The sequence below is a fragment of the Streptomyces sp. DSM 116795 genome (assembly GCF_055792905.1).
Genome location: NZ_CM147707.1, coordinates 334703 through 351557, shown reverse-complemented (window position 1 = coordinate 351557; position 16855 = coordinate 334703). Strand labels below are relative to the sequence as shown.

General features: G+C 69.1%; 11 protein-coding genes and 5 pseudogenes. 4 read left to right on the top strand and 12 right to left on the bottom strand.

The window, feature by feature from the left end; translation table 11 throughout:
• Positions 1–1589 precede the first annotated feature (1589 nt).
• The 9 genes and pseudogenes from ACSMXX_RS01510 to ACSMXX_RS01470 all read right to left on the bottom strand — a co-directional run bounded on the left by ACSMXX_RS01510 (position 1590) and on the right by ACSMXX_RS01470 (position 8045).
• Positions 1590–2693, bottom strand: a complete 1104-nt coding sequence (locus ACSMXX_RS01510; protein ID WP_473182200.1) for a hypothetical protein — start codon at positions 2691–2693, stop codon at positions 1590–1592.
• 292 nt (positions 2694–2985) lie between these two features.
• Positions 2986–3168: pseudogene (locus tag ACSMXX_RS01505) on the bottom strand (integrase core domain-containing protein); the annotation flags it as partial.
• Complete coding sequence (locus ACSMXX_RS01500; RefSeq protein WP_473182199.1) at positions 3168–3545, bottom strand: DDE-type integrase/transposase/recombinase; 378 nt, start codon at positions 3543–3545, stop codon at positions 3168–3170. The pseudogene ACSMXX_RS01505 and the gene ACSMXX_RS01500, both read right to left, overlap by 1 nt.
• A gap of 325 nt (positions 3546–3870) precedes the next feature.
• A pseudogene (locus tag ACSMXX_RS01495) lies at positions 3871–4294 on the bottom strand (cation efflux transmembrane domain-containing protein); the annotation flags it as partial.
• A 3-nt stretch (positions 4295–4297) separates the two neighbouring features.
• Positions 4298–4504, bottom strand: a pseudogene (locus ACSMXX_RS01490) (helix-turn-helix domain-containing protein); the annotation flags it as partial.
• 24 nt (positions 4505–4528) lie between these two features.
• Positions 4529–5491, bottom strand: a complete 963-nt coding sequence (locus ACSMXX_RS01485) for a hypothetical protein (protein ID WP_473182198.1) — start codon at positions 5489–5491, stop codon at positions 4529–4531.
• Complete coding sequence (locus ACSMXX_RS01480; RefSeq protein WP_473182197.1) at positions 5488–6741, bottom strand: glycosyltransferase family 4 protein; 1254 nt, start codon at positions 6739–6741, stop codon at positions 5488–5490. The genes ACSMXX_RS01485 and ACSMXX_RS01480 overlap by 4 nt, the downstream gene beginning before the upstream one ends.
• Before the next feature lie 237 nt (positions 6742–6978).
• Positions 6979–7401, bottom strand: coding sequence for a transposase (locus ACSMXX_RS01475; RefSeq protein ID WP_473182196.1), 423 nt, complete (start codon positions 7399–7401; stop codon positions 6979–6981).
• Between the two features lie 35 nt (positions 7402–7436).
• The gene (locus ACSMXX_RS01470) at positions 7437–8045 is read right to left on the bottom strand and encodes an IS110 family transposase (protein WP_473184588.1); all 609 of its coding nucleotides are present in this window, start codon (positions 8043–8045) and stop codon (positions 7437–7439) included.
• Positions 8046–8640: 595 nt separating this feature from the next.
• Here ACSMXX_RS01470 and ACSMXX_RS01465 point away from each other — a divergent pair.
• The 4 genes and pseudogenes from ACSMXX_RS01465 (at position 8641) to ACSMXX_RS01450 (ending at position 14442) form a co-directional block, all read left to right on the top strand.
• Positions 8641–9831, top strand: coding sequence for an IS110 family RNA-guided transposase (locus tag ACSMXX_RS01465; protein WP_473182195.1), 1191 nt, complete (start codon positions 8641–8643; stop codon positions 9829–9831).
• Positions 9832–10015: 184 nt separating this feature from the next.
• A pseudogene (locus ACSMXX_RS01460) lies at positions 10016–10690 on the top strand (IS110 family transposase); the annotation flags it as partial.
• 531 nt (positions 10691–11221) lie between these two features.
• A complete protein-coding gene (locus ACSMXX_RS01455; RefSeq protein ID WP_473182194.1) occupies positions 11222–13405 on the top strand; it encodes a PIG-L family deacetylase in 2184 nt (727 codons plus the stop codon).
• Positions 13402–14442 (top strand): acyltransferase family protein, encoded by a 1041-nt coding sequence (locus ACSMXX_RS01450; protein WP_473182193.1) that lies wholly within the window; start codon positions 13402–13404, stop codon positions 14440–14442. Before ACSMXX_RS01455 ends, ACSMXX_RS01450 begins: the two co-directional genes overlap by 4 nt.
• A 532-nt stretch (positions 14443–14974) precedes the next feature.
• On the opposite strand, the pseudogene ACSMXX_RS01445 reads toward ACSMXX_RS01450, so the two are convergent.
• From ACSMXX_RS01445 to ACSMXX_RS01435, 3 genes and pseudogenes are all read right to left on the bottom strand, one after another.
• Positions 14975–15377: pseudogene (locus ACSMXX_RS01445) on the bottom strand (DNA cytosine methyltransferase); the annotation flags it as partial.
• A gap of 345 nt (positions 15378–15722) precedes the next feature.
• Positions 15723–16310 carry a hypothetical protein gene (locus ACSMXX_RS01440; protein ID WP_473182192.1) on the bottom strand — a complete coding sequence of 196 codons (588 nt, stop codon included), beginning with the start codon at positions 16308–16310 and terminating at the stop codon, positions 15723–15725.
• Between the two features lie 17 nt (positions 16311–16327).
• Entirely contained in the window at positions 16328–16849 is a 522-nt protein-coding gene (locus tag ACSMXX_RS01435) for a hypothetical protein (RefSeq protein ID WP_473182191.1), read from the bottom strand.
• Positions 16850–16855 lie beyond the last annotated feature (6 nt).

The following is a 16855-nucleotide window of genomic DNA, read 5'->3' as shown; positions in this document are numbered from 1 at the left end:
GTCGTCAGGGACGCAGTGCCGCCTCGGTAGCCAGAGCTGACACACAGCGCAGGCGAAGCCAACCTACGGCACCCGTGGAGACCGCTTCCCTGTGCTAGACAGGGCAAAGCTCCCGGAGGCTGTCTGGCGCCCAGCCATCCGGACAAAGGCGCGCGGTTCCCGCTTCCTGGCCACCGTCATCACCACACTCGACTCTGGACGATGGGCTCCCCGGTCTTGCACCCCAGTGTCAGTTTCCGGGACCACCGAAGTGCGGTTAGAAACCGTGGACCCAGCCTGTGCCGTCTCATCTTCCCCCGGGATCGCGGCGGCCCTCCGGCTGCAGACATCGTGGGTGAACTGGGAGCCGACGCCGACCGTAATGCGGGCAGCCGACCGTGATGCGTATCCACCAGCGGAGGTAGAAGCCGGACAGCACGAGCTGTGTGGGCGTTCCGGCAAGGTACAAGCGGATGGCGGTGTGGGCGGTCTGCCAACGCAGGCCGTGTAGGCCCAGAAGAGCGGCCGCGCGGGTCACCTGCCTCGTCGTTTTTCCCAAGCGCTCCGAGGCAGGAGTGATTCTGCTCAGTGACGAATGGCGTAGGACTCACCGAGGAGTTGGATCACTATGCGGTCGTCTTGCGGGCGGACTCGGATGATGTCGAGGGGGTGTTGAGAGAGACCGCCCATCTCGCAGCGGGGACAGCGGGAACAAACATGATGCTCCGGTAGCCACTCGAATACGTGAACTTAGTCAACATGTCAATCCATGCCTCGGCATGTAGGGAACATGGGAGATGCCGGGGAGGACGGCGTCCCCGGCGGCGGCTCCGGAGGAGGTCCCCGGGATTTCTCCCGTCTTCGCGCAGTGGGACGGCAGTCCCGGACCGGGCGTCGGGAACGCGCGCTGATGTGCCTCCTGTGACTTTGGTTGGAGCGGCTCCCTGGAGTCTCAGGAGGCAGCCGCCAACACGAAATCGCCCATTCCTCCGAGGTGCTGCGCTGCGCCTATCGGGTGACCATCGGTGTGGCGTGCACCACGTATGTCCACCAAACCGGGCTGGCGGGTAGCGTCTGCGGCGTGCACACGTGTGAAGCCTGTCGCCGCGTGCAGGAGGGGGGTCCCTCGCTTGGTTGACGCCCGGAGCGAGGGGCCCTCTCTCAGGGCGTCATTGGACTGGTCTCTGGCCTTGTCATGCGAGACGTCAATTCCCTTGTGAAGACCGTGTTTTCGTGATTGTCGGCGGTCGTTGAGGTTGTGGCGGATGAGGGTGAGGTAGTCCGCCTGCCGGCGCGAACCCGGCAGGAGGGGGCCTCCCGATGTGCGGGACGCCGACCGCGAGAGTGAACGTCTTCCACGGACATACGGTGGCTGCAGGGCGGCAGCGGGCGGTGGCAAGCGTGGTCCGTCCCCGGCGCCTGGCGCGTCGGCTGGCGGAAAGCGACTCACCCCTGCCAAGGTACGCCCGTTCCCCTTGGCCGACGGCAAAGGGCGTCACCGCAGTGGGGTGTACACCGACTTCCCGCACTCGGGCCATCTCGACTGCCGCGCGGTCACCTCGACGGCTACGAACGCCCGGGGCTGCCACTTATGATCCCCGGGCTGCCACCTACGAGGAGGAACCGTTCTGGCCGTCGGAGTCGCTCTGCCGGCGACTCCCCGTGCCGGAGTCGGGATTATCGCCCCCGTTGCTCGGTCCGCCACTGTTGCTGTCGCCGTCGTCCGTGCCGCTCCCGCCTTCGGTCGACGATTCGGACCCGGACGGAGTTGGGTCGCTGGTGGGCGCTGTCGGGCCGTCGGAGCCGGAGCCTTCTTCGGGCTTCGATGGTGTGTCCGGAGCCTGGTCGCCGCTTTGCGAGGATTCGGGGTCCGGGGAGCGGCCGTGATTCTTCCCCTCGCCGGAGCCGTGACCGGACGGGGCGTCGCCGGACGGGGCGTCGGGACGGGGCTGCTGCTGTTCGGGTTCGTTGTCGTCGTCGTTGTCATCGTCGTGGCCCACGATGCGGCCGAGCGTCGTGCCGCCTCCGCCGCTTGCAGTTGAGCCGGTCAGGAGTTCGCCCATGGTGAGCGTGCCCATGGCCAGGGCGAAGGCGGCCAATGCCGCGAGTAGCGGGCGCTTCCAGCCGCGCAGCCTGGTGCCGCCCGTGTACGCCGCGGGAACGCCCTCCGCCGGACTGTCGCGGCGGGGCATCATCTCGGCTGGCTGCCACACACGGGCCGGATCGTGGGCCCGGTGCAGTATCCGGGTGGCGTCGGTGGGCGGGGGAGGCCGTGTTATGTCCGCGGGCCTCAGCATCTGGGTCACCTCGACCTGCTGCAGCAGCTGCGTGCGGTCCTCGTCCGTTTCCTCGCCGAGCGGTGTCCTGTCCGCCAGATGCGTCCCGACCTGGGGGAGGACAATCGTGAGGTCGGCGCCGGGGTCGCTGGGGTGGCCGGAGTCATGAATGGGGATCTGGCGCCCCTTGGGCCTGGCCTGTTCGGTCACATCACGGATCTGCTCACCGGTGCGTTTGAAGAAGTGCTGGAAGACCGTGTCGCCCGTGGTCGCTACCACGCTGACGACACCTGCTCCCAAGATCGTGCCGTACACCCCCAACTTGCCTGCGAGCAGCGCAGCCACGACAGCCGCGATGGCGCTGCCAGCGACCTGCGCGATGCTTAGGTCGAGACGGCTTCTCTTTTCTCCGGCCTCGGTATCGGCCCTGAATTCCATGGTCAGCCTCAGGTCCTTCTTTCGTTTGTCCCTCAGTGATGGGAGACCCTGCGGAGGGAGAAAGGTTCCTGATGCGGACATTGTGTGAATCTTGCCACCCAAGACATGCCATGGCGGGACCGTGTCGGTTCGCCCCTGGGCTGTTCCCGGACAGTCGTAAGCCCGGCGATACCGTGAACCGTTCCGGGTTCGGTGGAGGCTCTATGGGTTGGCTCCAACGCCGGTTGGGGCTGGTGGTGAGCGTAGTAGCCGGCTTCGTGTTCGGCGGGTGGGATGTCTCCGATCGGGTGTGGATGCGGTGATAGTTGAACCAGTCGACCCATTCCGCGGTGGAGACTTCTACTTCGGCCAGGGTTCTCCAGGGTGTGCGGGGTTTGATCAGCTCGGTCTTGTAGAGGCCGATCTGGGATTCTATGAGTGCGTTGTCCAGGGCGTCGCCGACGCTTCCGATGGACGCGTCGATGCCGGCATCCATCAGGTGAGCGGTGAAGGCGAAGCTGGTGTATTGGCTGCTGGCGTCGGAGTGATGTATGAGCCCCGGGCGGCGGGATTGCCGGTCCGGTCGCGCCGCCACAGGGCCATGTCGAGGGCGTCGAGCACGGGTTTGGTTCGTTTGCTGGTGGCTGCTGACCAGCCCACGATGGCCCGGGAGTAGACATCGACCACGAAGGCGACGTAGACGACGCCGTTCCAGGTGCGCACGTGCGTGAAGTCCGCGGCCCACCGCTGGTTTCGGCCGGTGCCGTTGAAATCGCGGTTGAGCAGGTCAGCGGCCCGCTCGTGGCCCTCGTCGCGCCCGGTGGTGCGAAGCTTCCTGCCGCGTCGGACTCCTTGCAGGCCAAGCTCGCCCATCAGCCGAACCATAGTGCAGCGGGCCACCTTGCTGCCCTCGCGGTGCAGTTACCGCCAGACCTTCCGGACCCCGTAGACGCTGTAGTTGTCCGCGTGAATGCGGCTGATCTGCTTGTTCAGGTCAGCATCACGCACGGACCGGGTGCTGGGCGGGCGGCTCTTCGCCGGGTAGTACCAATTCCAAGCCCTCGCCCACCACGACCTCACCCGCGAGAACCCCGAGCTTCGCCAACAGCTCGAAGAGGCCTCACCGAAGGTGAGCTCATCCATCCACGCTGAATGCATGCGCCCGTTCAGACTTCGCGGCCTGTCTCCGCGTGGTCGCTCACTCGCAGCAGTCACAGCCGGGCTGGCAGCCACACGCCTCGGCCTCGGAGTCAGCGGCCCGGGATCGCCGCGGCGGCCGGGTTCGCGCAGCAGTCCTTGCCTAGCCAGGCGTCGCGACCTTCCTTGACAGCGATAGCCGCAATGCCGAGCGCGGCAACCGGGTCGGCCCACGACAAGCCGACGGTGGCGTTGAGGACCAGGCCGACCAAGAGCACGGCGGAGAGGTAGGTGCACAACAGGGTCTGCTTGGAATCGGCGACCGCCGAAGCAGAGCCCAGTTCACGACCCGCGCGGCGCTGGGCAGCCGAGAGGAACGGCATGACTGCGACCGAGGGCGCCGCGAGCACGATGCCGGTGATGGAACGCTCAGCCTCGCTGCTGCCAACCAGAGCGCGGACGGCGTCGACGGCCACATATCCCGACCATCAGCAGCACCCCTTCTCGTCGGCCTCGACACACGTGCGGTCGGCCTCGACGGCCACGACGGCGGAACGCAGATCGTCGAGAGCGTGACCCAGCCGTTCGTCAGCGAGCTCATAGCGAGTGCGACGGCCATCGGGCACGGTGACGACCAGACCGCAGTCGCGCAGGCAGGCCAGGTGGTTCGACAGCCGGGTGCGGGAGATGCCAAGCACGCCGCCCCTCATCCAGCGGCGTCAGCAGGCTGGATCAGGGCAACTCACCCGTACCGACAAGTCATTGTCGCGGGTGTAGTAGGGCCTCACAGTGCGCACCGCACTGTCGGGACCCGTCATGCGGTGCAGCGGATAGCTGAAGATCTGGTGCTTATCCGGGACGTCGTCGAGTATCCGCGCGAGCCGGGCCGGGTCCCCGTCAGCGGACGGACGCAGCCACAGGTTCCACACCCCTTGCCCGGGCGGCAGGGAGTCCAGAGGCAGCCGGGCGGTGAAGCCTCGCGCCGGTTGCCGCGCGGCGGTGCCGTTGCCGCCGTGGCTGTCATACCCCACGCCAGGTCCGGCGGCGGGTGCGGATTCCCGGCTCTTGCACTCCTCGTCGTCCAGGCGCACCGGCACGCGCACGGGCGCTGCCGCTGCGTCCGGGGGTCGCACGCCCGGGGGTTGCGCCTCGAGACACGCGGTGGCCGAGAGCTGCGCACCGTGGAGCGTGCCCCGCAGGACCATGGCGCCGTCCGCGACGTGCAGCGGTCCTGCCTCCGCGTGTGGACGGCGCAGCCATGAACGGACCGTGAGATTGCCGTACTTGGTGGCGTAGGGAATGCGGACGGCCAGCCATGGGTGCTCCTCGCAGGGCTCACGGCCGGTGAGGGAGCGCAGGTCGTGCACCCCGGGCAGCAACCGCCGCGGCTCCTCGTCGGCGAGCGCGACGTAGGCGTCCCAGCGCCCCTCCCGCAGCCACAGGGTGCTGGGCAGCACCGCGCGCAGCGTGCCCTCCGCCTCCGCCGTGTGGAGCGGCAACCGGACGGAGGCCTCCGGGCCCTGGCCTCGGCGCAGCCGCAGGAGCATGGCCGCCTCGCCCTGCGACTCGGGCATCCCGAATTCCTCGGACTCCCCGTCCGCCGGCCGCAGATAGAAGGTGAGCCCGCCGGCGCTGTCGGCCGTGCAGTCGGCGCGCGGGTGGTCGGCACTGCGACGGGTCATGTTTGTGCTCCCTTCGGGGCGTGGCCCGTTCCCAGCCGTACCGCTTCCTTGGTCGCGTACGCCCCACCGAGAAGAGTGCCCCTCGCCCGGTGAAGCGTGCCGCCGCGGCGGTTCATCAGCGCGGTCAGCAGGTCCTCGTACCGGGAGGCCACCTGCGCGGGGTCGAAGCGTGCCGATGCGCTGAGCGCGGCCCTGCCCATCCGCCGCCGCAGCTCCTCGTCGTCGATAAGGCGCAGCAGCGCTCCGGAGATCGCACGGACGTCGCCCGTCGGGACGAGGAGTCCGTCGACGCCGTCGCGGATGATCTCACCCGGCCCGTGCGGGCAGTCGGTGGCCACCACCGGCAGCCCGCACCGCATCGCCTCGACGATGGTCATGCCGAAGGACTCCAGGCTCGAAGTGACGGCGCAGATCGCCCCCTTGACCCACTCGGCCTCGATCGGGTTCGCGGGGCCCATCAGGAACACGTGGTTGTAGAGGCCGAGTTCCTCGATGAGCGCGCGCAGCCTGTCGCGCTGGCGACCGTGGCCGTAGATGCGCAGGCCCCAGTCCGGCTGCTCGGCGACGACCTCGCCGAAGGCGCGTATCAGCACGTCGTAACGCTTGGCGGGAGCGAGCCGCCCCGCGGCGACGACCCACTTGCCCGTGCCGTCCGAGGGCCTGACCTCCGGTGCTGGCACGCTGTTGGGGACGGCCTGTACGCGCACTCCGGGCAGCCGCATGATCCGGCGGTAGTCACGGGCGTCCGCCTCGGTGACCGTGGTGACCGCGTCCAGCCGCGGATAGGTTCGGCGCAGCATGAGCTTCAGCCGCGCGGAGTGCGTGGCGAGCGTGAGGTGCTCCTGCCCCAGACGCGCGGGGCCACGGCGCGTCTGCCGGGCTATGTGCACGTTCAGCCCGGGGCGGGTGCCCACGACGACGTCCGCCTCGGTTCCGTCGAGGTATTCGCCGATCCTGCGGTCGGTCAGCGCGCTGTACCGCGGATAGGGGCCGTCGGCGATGGGGAAGACCCGGGCGGGAAGGGCGTGTTCGGGATCGCCGCCGTCATAGGTGGGGCTGTTCCGGCGCATGTCGACCAGCGCTCTCAGCCGTACGCCCGCGCCCGGGTCGAAGAACGTCCTATCCCGGGCGCGGAAGACCGATACGACTTCCACGTCGTGCTGCTCCGCGAGCGTCCGCGCCAGATTGAACGTGGTGCGGATCGTTCCCCCCATGCCGTACGCACTATTGATCAGAAACGAAATATGCATTTTCCCCCTCATCCCCCTCATCCCTCTATGTTTCAGTCATGTCCAGTCCCCAACTGAACACCTCTTGTCAGCAGGACAAAGCCGTGTCATACATCGATTACACCCTTATCACCACTTTGTTCCAGAACAATTCCATACTGTGGCTCGCCGACGGGAACTAGAGCACCCGCTGAACCGTTTTCGGCAGCTCGCGGTCGCGCCGTCGCCGTCGGCTGCCCCCGAGGCTGCTATGTCGCGTCAAGCAGCTCGCTCGAGTTGCTGGGTGTCCAGCTGGCTCCTTCGTTCGAGGATCTTGAAGAGCTGGCGGCAGATAACGCGCTTGAGGCAGCGCTGTGCGTCTCGAGAGCTCTTGCCTTCGCTGGTGCGGCGGGCGACGTAGGTCTTCGTGGCCGGGTCGAGCCGCATCATGATCAGCATGATCGTGTGGAGGGCGCGGTTGAGCTGGCGATCGCCGCTGCGGTTGAGCCGGTGCTTGTTGGTGAGTCCGGACGAGGCCGGTATGGGGGCCACGCCCGCGAAGGAGGCGAACGCGGTCTCGGACCGGAACCGTCCAGGGTGGGACCAGCTGACGAGGATCTGCGCTGCGGTGATGGGCCCGACACCGACGAGGTCGAGGAGTTCAGGGGCTTCCTGCTGAATGTCGGAGGATCTCGCGCTCAAGCTGCTTGGCTTCGTCCTGGAGGTTCCTGATGCGCTCAGCAGTGGAGCGCAGGACCCGGACCGTCATGCGGTGCTCGATCTCCTGGGCAGGCCGGTCGCGCAAGCTGGCGCATCGGGTGACCTGCGCAGGCCGGGTGAGTTTGCGCAGTTCGGCACGGAGGTCTTCCGGTGCTGAGACGATCAGAGCCTTGAGCTGGTTGATCGCAGCGGTGGAGGCCAGAACGGCGCCCTTGGCGGGTGGCCAACAGGACCCGCAGTGCTTCGCGTTCGCCGCGAACGCGGGGCTGGATGACGTGTTCGGTGGCCAGGGCCTCGCGAGCGGCGCGGATCGCGTCGAGCATGTCGGTCTTGCGCCCTCCGCGGATTGCGGGCCGCTTGGGGCGGCAGACCTCGACGACGCGTTCACCGGCGCTTTCAAGGAAGGCAGCCAGGCCGGCGCCGTAGCTGCCGGCTCCTTCCAGCGCCCAGCACCGTCGGCCGGGGACGTGCTGGTGGGCGAAGTCCAACAGGCGCTGGTAGCCGCGTCCGTGGGCTGGTGCGTCGGTGGTCTGCAGGACGCCACCGATGGGGGTGACGGCGGCTGCGGCGAGGGTGTCGCGGTGGGTGTCGACTCCGATGACGCCGTCGACCTGTTCTGCGAGCATGGTCACGCGGTTGTTCTCCTCCAAGGCGGGACGACCGTGGCCGGGGTCGGCCTGGGTGGAGTCACCGCGTGGCGGAACTGTGATGAGTCACGCCGCAAGGCGGACAAGCTGCTGATCAAGCCAACGGGTGGGCCAGGCCGACGCCGGCGTCCGGCAGACATCTCGGGGGCACGACAGTCCCTGACGGGGCGCCAGTTATCTTGCGAGTCATGCCGGAACATCGGCGTCGAGCCTGGCAGCAGCCCATCCCGGGCCGCACGAGAACTCTCACAGTTATCTTCTTCGCGGTCCTGCAAGAGGGCCGCTGGCCTCCGGTCCCGGCATGACTGTTCCCCCTGTCGAAGCGATGACCTGGGGGGTGGTCCTACGTTGTTGGCGGGTCGGATTGGTTGTCGTACGGTCCGGAAGATCCAGTGGCCTCGGGTATGGCTTGGGGGTGGTTGCCTTCCATGGTTCCTGTGACACCTGGCCGCCCGGGGCCGCACGACGACTCGACCACTGATGAGGAGCTGCGGGCCCGCGGGTATCGCTGAGTAGGACCACGCTGGCGAGGTCGTCCGGATGCACTCTGCACGGCGAACGACCGGAGGAGCTCGTGGCCCGGAACTGGGCGGGAACCGACATCGGCAAGGCTCACCACCACACCGTTGTACTGGACAGTGAGGGACAGGTGCTCCTCTCGCGGAGAGTGGCCAACGACGAGCCTGAGCTGCTGAAACTCATCAGCGACGTCCTGGAAACGGGCAAGGACGTGGCGTGGGCAGTGGACGTCGCAGACGGTATGGCCACCCTGCTCGTCAATCTCCTGCTCAACCACGGGCAGACAATCGTCTACCTGCCCGGGCTGGCGGTGAACCGGGTCTCGGCCGGCTACCGCGGCCTCGGCATAACTGACGCGAAAGACGCCCGCGTCATCGTGGACCAGGCCCGTATGCGCCGTGACCTGCAACTTCTGACCCCTGACAGCGAGCTGGCCATCGAGCTGCGGGTCGTGACCGATCGCCGGGCTGACCTGGTCCAGGAGCGCACGCGGAAGACCAACCGCCTCCATGCGCAGGTGCTGAGCATCTTTCCGGCCCTGGAACTCGCCCTGGATCTGGCGAACATGGGGCCGCTGGTGCTGGTGTCTGGCTATCAGACTCCGGCAGCACTGCGCCGGCTGGGCCGCAAACGGCTGACGGCGTGGCTACGGCACCGCAAGGTCCGCAGCGCCGAAGCACTGGCTGACGCCGCGATCGGCGCGGCGGAACGCCAGCACACGCGCCTGCCTGGCGAGAGCGCGATCGCACACGTGGCCCGCGACCTGGCGCTGGAGGTGATCGCCCTCAACGAGAAGATCCGCGAGTTGGACAAACTCATTGAGGCCCGGTTTCACGAGCACGAACTGGCCCCAGTGATCTCCAGCATGCCGGGCATAGGCGCCCTGTTGGGAGCCGAGTTCCTCGCTGCCACCGGTGGTGACCTGAGCTGCTTCTCCAACCCCGATCGGCTTGCCGCCTTCGCCGGCGCCGCTCCGGTCCCCCGGGACTCCGGCACCGTGACCGGCAACCTGCGCCGACCCCGCCGCTACCACCGCGGCCACCAGCGCGTCTTCTACCACTCCGCACTGATCAGCATCCGCAACTGCCCAGAATCCCGGATCTTCTACGACCGAAAGAGAGCCGCAAACAAGACTCACAAGCACGCTGTGCTCGCTCTCGCCCGCCGACGCGTCAACGTCCTGTTCGCCATGATCCGTGACCGACAGTGCTACCAACCCCCTTCTCCAGTCACGAATGCCGCTTGACAAGCATATGAGGAGGTGTCACCGGGTCCGAGAGGCGCCGTTGGAGACGCTGATGAGAGGTCCGACTACCGTCTGGCCTGGCGCAACGCCAGGCCGCTTGAGGGCGGCAGGTCTGCATAACGTGGATGCGCGCGTACGGCCCCAACGCCGAGGCCGGCATGGCATCGACACACGTGGGGGCACGGTGACCGACATCAGCGACGTGGGCGTCTTCCTTGGCCTGGACGTCGGCAAGAGTGCCCATCACGGGCACGGGCTCACACCGGACGGCAAGAAGGTCTTCGACAAGCAGCTGCCCAACAGCGAGCCGAAGTTGCGGGCCGTCTTCGAGAAGCTGGCCGCGAAGTTCGGCACCGTCCTGGTCGTCGTGGACCAGCCCGCCTCGATCGGCGCCCTGCCCCTGACCGTCGCCCGAGACGCTGGCTGCAAGGTCGCCTACCTGCCCGGACTGTCCATGCGGCGCATCGCCGATCTCTACCCGGGCGAAGCCAAGACCGACGCGAAAGACGCCACGGTCATCGCGGACGCCGCCCGCACCATGCCCCACACCCTGCGCTCGCTGGAACTGGCAGACGAGCTCACAGCGGAGCTGACCGTGCTCGTCGGCTTCGACCAGGACCTGGCCGCCGAGGCCACCCGCACTTCCAACCGCATCCGCGGCCTGCTCACCCAGTTCCACCCCAGCCTGGAACGTGTCCTTGGCCCGCAGCTGGACCACCGGGCGGTCACCTGGCTCCTGGAGCGCTACGGCTCCCCGGCCGCTCTGCGGAAAGCGGGTCGGCGTCGGTTGGCCGAGGTCATCCGTCCCAAAGTCCCGCGCATGGCCCAACGACTCATCGACGACGCCTCCGCCGCGCTCGTGCCCCGGTCTGAAGACGGCACTGCTACAGGCCCACCACGCCCTGACGCGCCCTCAGCCGACACACCCCGAGACAACTTGACAGTTCCCGTCCCCGCTCTCGGCTCACTGTGTACAGCGGGAAAGGGTCTCCGGCGACGTCCAGCGACCACGCCTCGGTCGGGCCGCCGGGCTGCTCACCCCGCCACGCCCCAGCAGCAGCGCCCCGAAGACCGCCACGCTCTGACTCTCCGGGGCGCACGCCCCCTCGACACGATTACGACGCCGCCCGGTTCCCCCGCGGAGCAGCGCTGTGCCGCTACTCGTCCCGGCGTCCGGAATTCCGTGCCCCCCGGCTTCCTCCTGCCTTGACGCTCCGGCCGCAGCCCGCACGCCCCCGTGACGATCATCACTTAACACAACTCGGCCGAACTCGTGGCATCCCTGTGCCGTCTTTCTCCGTATCTACGCATCCATATCCCGAACTCACCCCCGTTCACTAGCTGGGCCGGCACTTCTCGGCCCCGACTCCGCAGAAAGCACCGACATCGCATGCCTCCTGAAGAACGCGGCTTTGCGCGATCAACTCGTCGTGACGTCCTCGCGGCCACCATGGTGTGCGCCGTCGCCCCGGCAGGCATGGTGATCGGCCGGGGATGGTGGAAGTCACCGGCCGGTCCGGAGCACCGGCCGCCGGACCTGACGACGGCGGTACCCACGGGGACATGGGCGGCCGCCGGGGCACCGCCCCCTACCGCGGAGTCGATCGTGCAGATCGTCGCCCACCCCGACGACGACCTCTTCTTCATCAACCCAGAGGCCGGCCAGTCACTGCGCAGCGGCCGCCCCGTGGCCACCGTCTATCTGACGTCCGGGGAGTCCAACGGCGTCAACGGGCCGCGCCGCGGCCCGTCCCCGTTCGGGCGTGACAAGGCCAAGTTCGCCAAGGCGCGGCAGAACGGCATCCGCGCCGCATACGCCGAGATGGTCACCGGCCGTGCCACCCACCCGTGGCGGCACACCGTAATCGCCACGGCGGGCGGCGGCCAGGCGGAGCTCGACTCGCTCCGGGGGCACCCCCACATCCAGTTGGTGTGGACGCTCCTGCACGAGGCGGACAGCATCACCGGGGACCGCCCGCACAGCCTGCACGGGCTGTGGGACGGCCGCGTCGGTGCGCTCGGCACGCAGCTCGCCCACGGCGGCATGGTCACCCGTGACTTCTCGTACACCCGGGAACAGCTCATACGAACCCTGACCGGCTATCTGGAGCGCTTCCGGCCGACCCAGGTCCGAATGCAGAACCCGACGCCCGGCCGCCTCGACCGCAACCTCAAGTGCGCCGACCACCAGGACCACCTCTACGGTGCCCGGTTCGTGCAGCGGGCCCTCGCCGGCTACGCTGCCTTCGGCCCACGCCCCCACTTCACCGTGCAGACCTACATGGGGTACTTCAACGGCGGTCTGCCTCGGACCCTCGACCGGGCCTCCGGCGCTTCCAAGGCCCGCTCCCTCGAGACGTACGCTTGGAGCGGCGCCCCCCGCAACTCCTGTCAGGACCCGGTGGGCTGCGGAGACCTCAAGGTCGCCCTGCACCCGAAGCCGCACTGGTCTCACAGCATCCATCACGCAGCAGACACGGGCGCAAGCTGGCTGCTGCCGGGCAGAGGGGACAGCCTGTCGGCCTTCGCCGTGCTGGACGGCCGGATCGCGCGATGGCACCGTCCGGCGGCCACCGGCGGACGCTGGGCCAAGGCGCGGTGGGCAGGACCCACGTTCCTCACCAGAACCGGCGTCGATACCTGCATCCGCCCCGTGGCGATGCCCGACGGACGGATCGCCGTCTTCGGTATCCGCACCCTCTTCGGCGCCCGCCCCACCGACTACAGCACTGAAGTGGGCTTCACCATTCAGACGGCCCCGGACGGACCGTTCGGCCCCTGGCAGTCGCTGGGCACGCCGGAGATCTCCGACGAGGCTGGGGCGTCCGACATCAGCTCCCCCGCGGTAGCGGTGCGGCACGACGGCACGATGGCCGTGTACCTGCGGGACAGTGGCCATCGGCTGACCTCCCGCACCCAGGCACCGGACGGCACCTGGGGGCCTTGGCGCGGCCTGGGCGGCACGGCCGTCCACGGTGACCCCGTCGCCGCCACGGACGGCAACGGCCGCGGCTATGTCCTCGCTGCCACAACGCACTCGGTCCTCGCCTGGGTCCAGGACGGGCCAGGCGCCGCCGTGCGCGGCCCGCTGGCCACTGGGCTGCCGCCCACCACGCTGCCGCTCACCGTCCTGGAGGACGGCGACGGCGTCCGAGTGCTGTTCCGCGCGCCCGGCTCCGGGAACGTGCGGGCCGCCCGCCTCCGCGCGGCCGGTCTCGTTCTCGCTCCGGCAGACGTCGTCGATCTGGGCCAGACGGGCGGCTACGGCCAGGTGAGTGCCGCGGCAACCGCCTGGGGCGGCCTCCTGCTCGCGGCCCGGTCCGCCGCCGGGGACGCCGCCACGGCCTGGGGTGGGTCCGCCGCCACCGCGAAGAGCGGCCCGCGATGGAACCGCACCGGACTGCTCCTGGTCGGCGCGCCCTCCGCCGCCTCCCTTGAGTCCGGCTGCGCCGCCCTCACCGTGCTCGGCCTCGACGGCCGCCTGTACTGGACCCACGCCACCCGCGCCGGAGCCCGCCTCGCCCCTTGGCAGCCGACCGAGCCCTCAGCACCCACCAAGGCCAGGACGGGATGAGCCTGCCGACCCCGGACCCGCGCACCCGGACCACGGACTGCGCCCCGCTCTCCGGCCGCGACCCGTTCTTCGACAACGCCAAGTTCCTCCTCATCGTGCTGGTCGCGCTCGGGCACGGCTGGGAGCAGCTCAGCGTGCCCCCCGCCCTGCGGGCCGTGTACACCGTCGTGTACGGCTTCCACATGCCCGCGTTCATCCTGCTCTGCGGCTACTTCTCACGGCGCTTCACCGCCCGCCCCGACCAAATCCGCCGCCTCATCGAAGGCGTGCTTATCCCGTACCTGATCTTCGAGACACTCCACTCCGCTGCCAACAGCGCGGTGCGGGGCCAGCCCTTCGAGGTCACCTACACCCGGCCCACCTACATCTGCTGGTTCCTCGCCGCGCTGTTCCTGTGGCGGCTGACCACGCCCCTGTGGCGAGCCATCCGCTACCCCGTGGCCACATCCGTGCTGATCTCGTTCGCCGCCGGACTGACCACGATGAGCTACGACCTGGCGCTGCCGCGGGTACTGATGTTCCTGCCCTGGTTCGTGCTCGGACTATGCCTCGAACCCCGGCACTTCGAGCGGCTCGGTACCGCGCTGGCCCGCCGCTGCGCCGTCCCGGTGCTGATCCTCGCCGTGGCCGGGGCCTATCTGCTTGCTCCCGGTCCGGACGACCACTGGCTGTCCATGGACGTCGGCCGCACCGCCCTCGGCGTCAGCTGGCAGGAGTACCTTGCCCTGCGGTCCGGGCTCTTCGCGTTCAGCGGGCTGCTGGTCGCGGCCTTCCTCGCATGCGTCCCACGGCGGCGCACGCGGTTCACGACGCTGGGCGCCGGCACCATGTATCCCTATCTCCTGCATGGCCTGCTGATCCGCGCGGGCGAGGCCGCCGGTGTGTACACGGCCCTGAAAGACCATGGCCCGGCCGGGCAACTGTTCCTCTCCGCTGCCGTCGTGACGACCGTGGTCCTGCTGTCGACTGGACCGGCACGACGGGTGTTCCGCCCCCTTGTCGAACCACGCCTGCCCCGTCTGCCGGTGCCCCGCTGACGCCAGCACCGGCGGCTTGATGGGGCGTTGTCATCGGGACCGCACGGATACGGCGCCGCCGCTCGCTGTCCCGCCCCGCCGGAAGACGTCCCGGCCGGATCGGGCTATCTGCGGCGGCGTCTGGAGCCCGCTCCGTTGAAGTCGCTGTTCGACGAGATGGCCGGTCCTATCGCGCAGCACACCACTCCAGGGGTGCGCTACTGGCGGTGGCGGACCGTGGCTTTCGATGGCTGCAGCGCCGTGAGGGTGCCTGACTGCGAACGGAACCGTCCAATGAACACGGGGCGGTTCACTCCTTGGCCAGGGCGTCGGCCTGCTCGACTGCTCTCGCCGCCTGGGCCTGGCACCGAACTGCTGTCGGCAGTCCGGGCACCGGCCCGGCCTGGCGGTGGACACCGCCTCCACCACGAGCCCGTCGAAGGAGCCGTCGACGCGTTCAACCCGCACAGCGACCCTTGGGAAAAACGCATCCTCGACCATCTTGATCACCACGGAGTACACAACCCGCAGGAACGATCTTGCGTTCCCGTCAGGTGCACTCATTGGCCCGGTGGCCGAAGAAGAGCGTGCCGGCGGGTTCATCCGCGGCGCGAACTGTGGCGTTGGTCTGGTTGTTGCTGCGCAGCAGCCACTTCCGCCCGCTCTCACCGTCAGGCGTGTCTGTGGCCCGGAGGTGGGGCCGGACGGTCCACTGGCCGCCGGACCTTGTGGTGAGTGCTGGTGCCGGCCGGTGTGGGGGCTGGTGGTCTGGCGGGTTCCATCGGGTCGCTGGTCGCGGCCGGTGTGCAGGAGTCAGGTGCCGCGTTCGCGGGCGTCGGTGAGGGATTTGCGGGAGCCGGTGGGAAGGGTTCGGGTCCGCCGCCGGCGCAGACGGTGGGGACGGGCCGGTTGGTGGCGCCCCAGCCGAGGGCTTGGGCCATGGACACCCACTGGGAGCCGTTCAGGAATGGCTGGCCGAGCAGCTGGTTGCCGGTGGCGTTGGTGCGGGCGTTGCCCTCGCGAATGGCGGCGTCGAAGGCGACGATGTCGTCCCACTGGGCGAGCGGGCTGTCGTCAAGGACGGCCAGGCGGGCGAGCGCGTTGGCGATGGGTTCCTGAGTGCTGGTCAGCAGCGGCGTGGGGCGCCGCAGGGTGGCTGTGCCGGTGCCAGGCTCGGCTGCTTCCGTGGTCAGGTGTTGTCGTAGGGAGGTGAGGCGGTCGGCGAGGGTACTGGGCTGGGTGGTCTGGGCGAGAGGAGTGGCCTCTTCCATGAGGTGTTCTCTGCTGTGTCGGGCGGGGCTTCAGCGGGCGCGTCGCGGCGGCTCGTTGCCGCCGGGGGCCGCGGTTACTCGGCGCGGCGTGCTAGGTGGCCGTGCGGGATGCGGGTTCTCGGGCGCGGGGATGCCGAGGGCGACGTGGATGCGTGCGCCCGTGGTGTAGAGGTGGCTCTCGGCCTGGACGACGAGGGCGATGGCTTCGGATTCGGTCGTCTCCGGCGGCAGGACGTGGCCCGCGGGGGTGGGGCGGAAGCCGTGCAATGCCAGTACCTGTCGGATCGCACTCGATCGGGTTCTGGCGGTGACGTGCTTGCCGGTCAGGTCGAAGCGGACATCGGCCACCGCCTCGTCGCGTGCCGTGGAGGTAAGGTCGGCGATGTTGGTGGTCTTGGCGAGCAGCTGCATGAAGGCCAGCGCCGTGGCCTGGGCGGCGTCCTGGCGTGAGGTGCCGGGCGGCAGCCGGTACATCGTCCGGCCGTGCTGTGCGCAGGTCGTGAATCCGCTCTGGGTGAGGGAGCGGTGGGCGTCGCGGATATCGGCGTTGACGACGACGAACGGGGATCCGTCGTCGGCTGATCCGAAGAAGACGTCGTGATGGTCGATGAAAGCCACAGGAGTTCCCGGCGTGTTCAGCGGGCGCGCCGCGGCTGCTTGCCGCCCGGCGCGGGCGGGGGGCTGCCTGGTGCAGGGCCGGAGTGCTGACGTGCGGCCGTATCGTCTGAGGCGGTCAGGACCTCACCTGTGAGGTCGAGGGCCGTGCGGGCTTGGCGCAGGTGGCTGTGCACGGTGCGGCGCAGCCCCTCGGCTTTCCGCACGGCGGCGGTGTCCTCGTCATCCGGGGGTGTGCGCAGGTCGCCCAGCGGAGCGAGGGCTTGGACGTAGTGCTGCAGGGCCTGCGTGACGGGGCGGCACGCCGTGGCCAGCACGCCGGCCATCCGCTCGGAATCTGCGGGGCGGTGCTCGGCTTGCTCCGCATAGTGGTAGGCGTCGCCGGCGAGGCGGCGGGCCAGGTGGGACAGGAGGTTGATGTGCCGGGTGGCGGTGAACAGGCCGGTGCTGCCGACGCCGGGCTGCACGGGGTGGGCGTCGATGACGGCGTCCAGCGCCGCTGCCGGCGTGAGGTCGTCCAGATCGTCGGGTTCAGTCACCATGCTCAC

What these genes read in the sequence shown, in the direction of transcription:
- ACSMXX_RS01510 (WP_473182200.1), bottom strand. Translation starts at nt 2,693, where the DNA reads ATGGAATTCAGGGCCGATACCGAGGCCGGAGAAAAGAGAAGCCGTCTC.
- ACSMXX_RS01500 (WP_473182199.1), bottom strand. Translation starts at nt 3,545, where the DNA reads ATGGGCGAGCTTGGCCTGCAAGGAGTCCGACGCGGCAGGAAGCTTCGC.
- ACSMXX_RS01485 (WP_473182198.1), bottom strand. Translation starts at nt 5,491, where the DNA reads ATGACCCGTCGCAGTGCCGACCACCCGCGCGCCGACTGCACGGCCGAC.
- ACSMXX_RS01480 (WP_473182197.1), bottom strand. Translation starts at nt 6,741, where the DNA reads ATGCATATTTCGTTTCTGATCAATAGTGCGTACGGCATGGGGGGAACG.
- ACSMXX_RS01470 (WP_473184588.1), bottom strand. Translation starts at nt 8,045, where the DNA reads ATGCTCGCAGAACAGGTCGACGGCGTCATCGGAGTCGACACCCACCGC.
- ACSMXX_RS01455 (WP_473182194.1), top strand. Translation starts at nt 11,222, where the DNA reads ATGCCTCCTGAAGAACGCGGCTTTGCGCGATCAACTCGTCGTGACGTC.
- ACSMXX_RS01450 (WP_473182193.1), top strand. Translation starts at nt 13,402, where the DNA reads ATGAGCCTGCCGACCCCGGACCCGCGCACCCGGACCACGGACTGCGCC.
- ACSMXX_RS01435 (WP_473182191.1), bottom strand. Translation starts at nt 16,849, where the DNA reads ATGGTGACTGAACCCGACGATCTGGACGACCTCACGCCGGCAGCGGCG.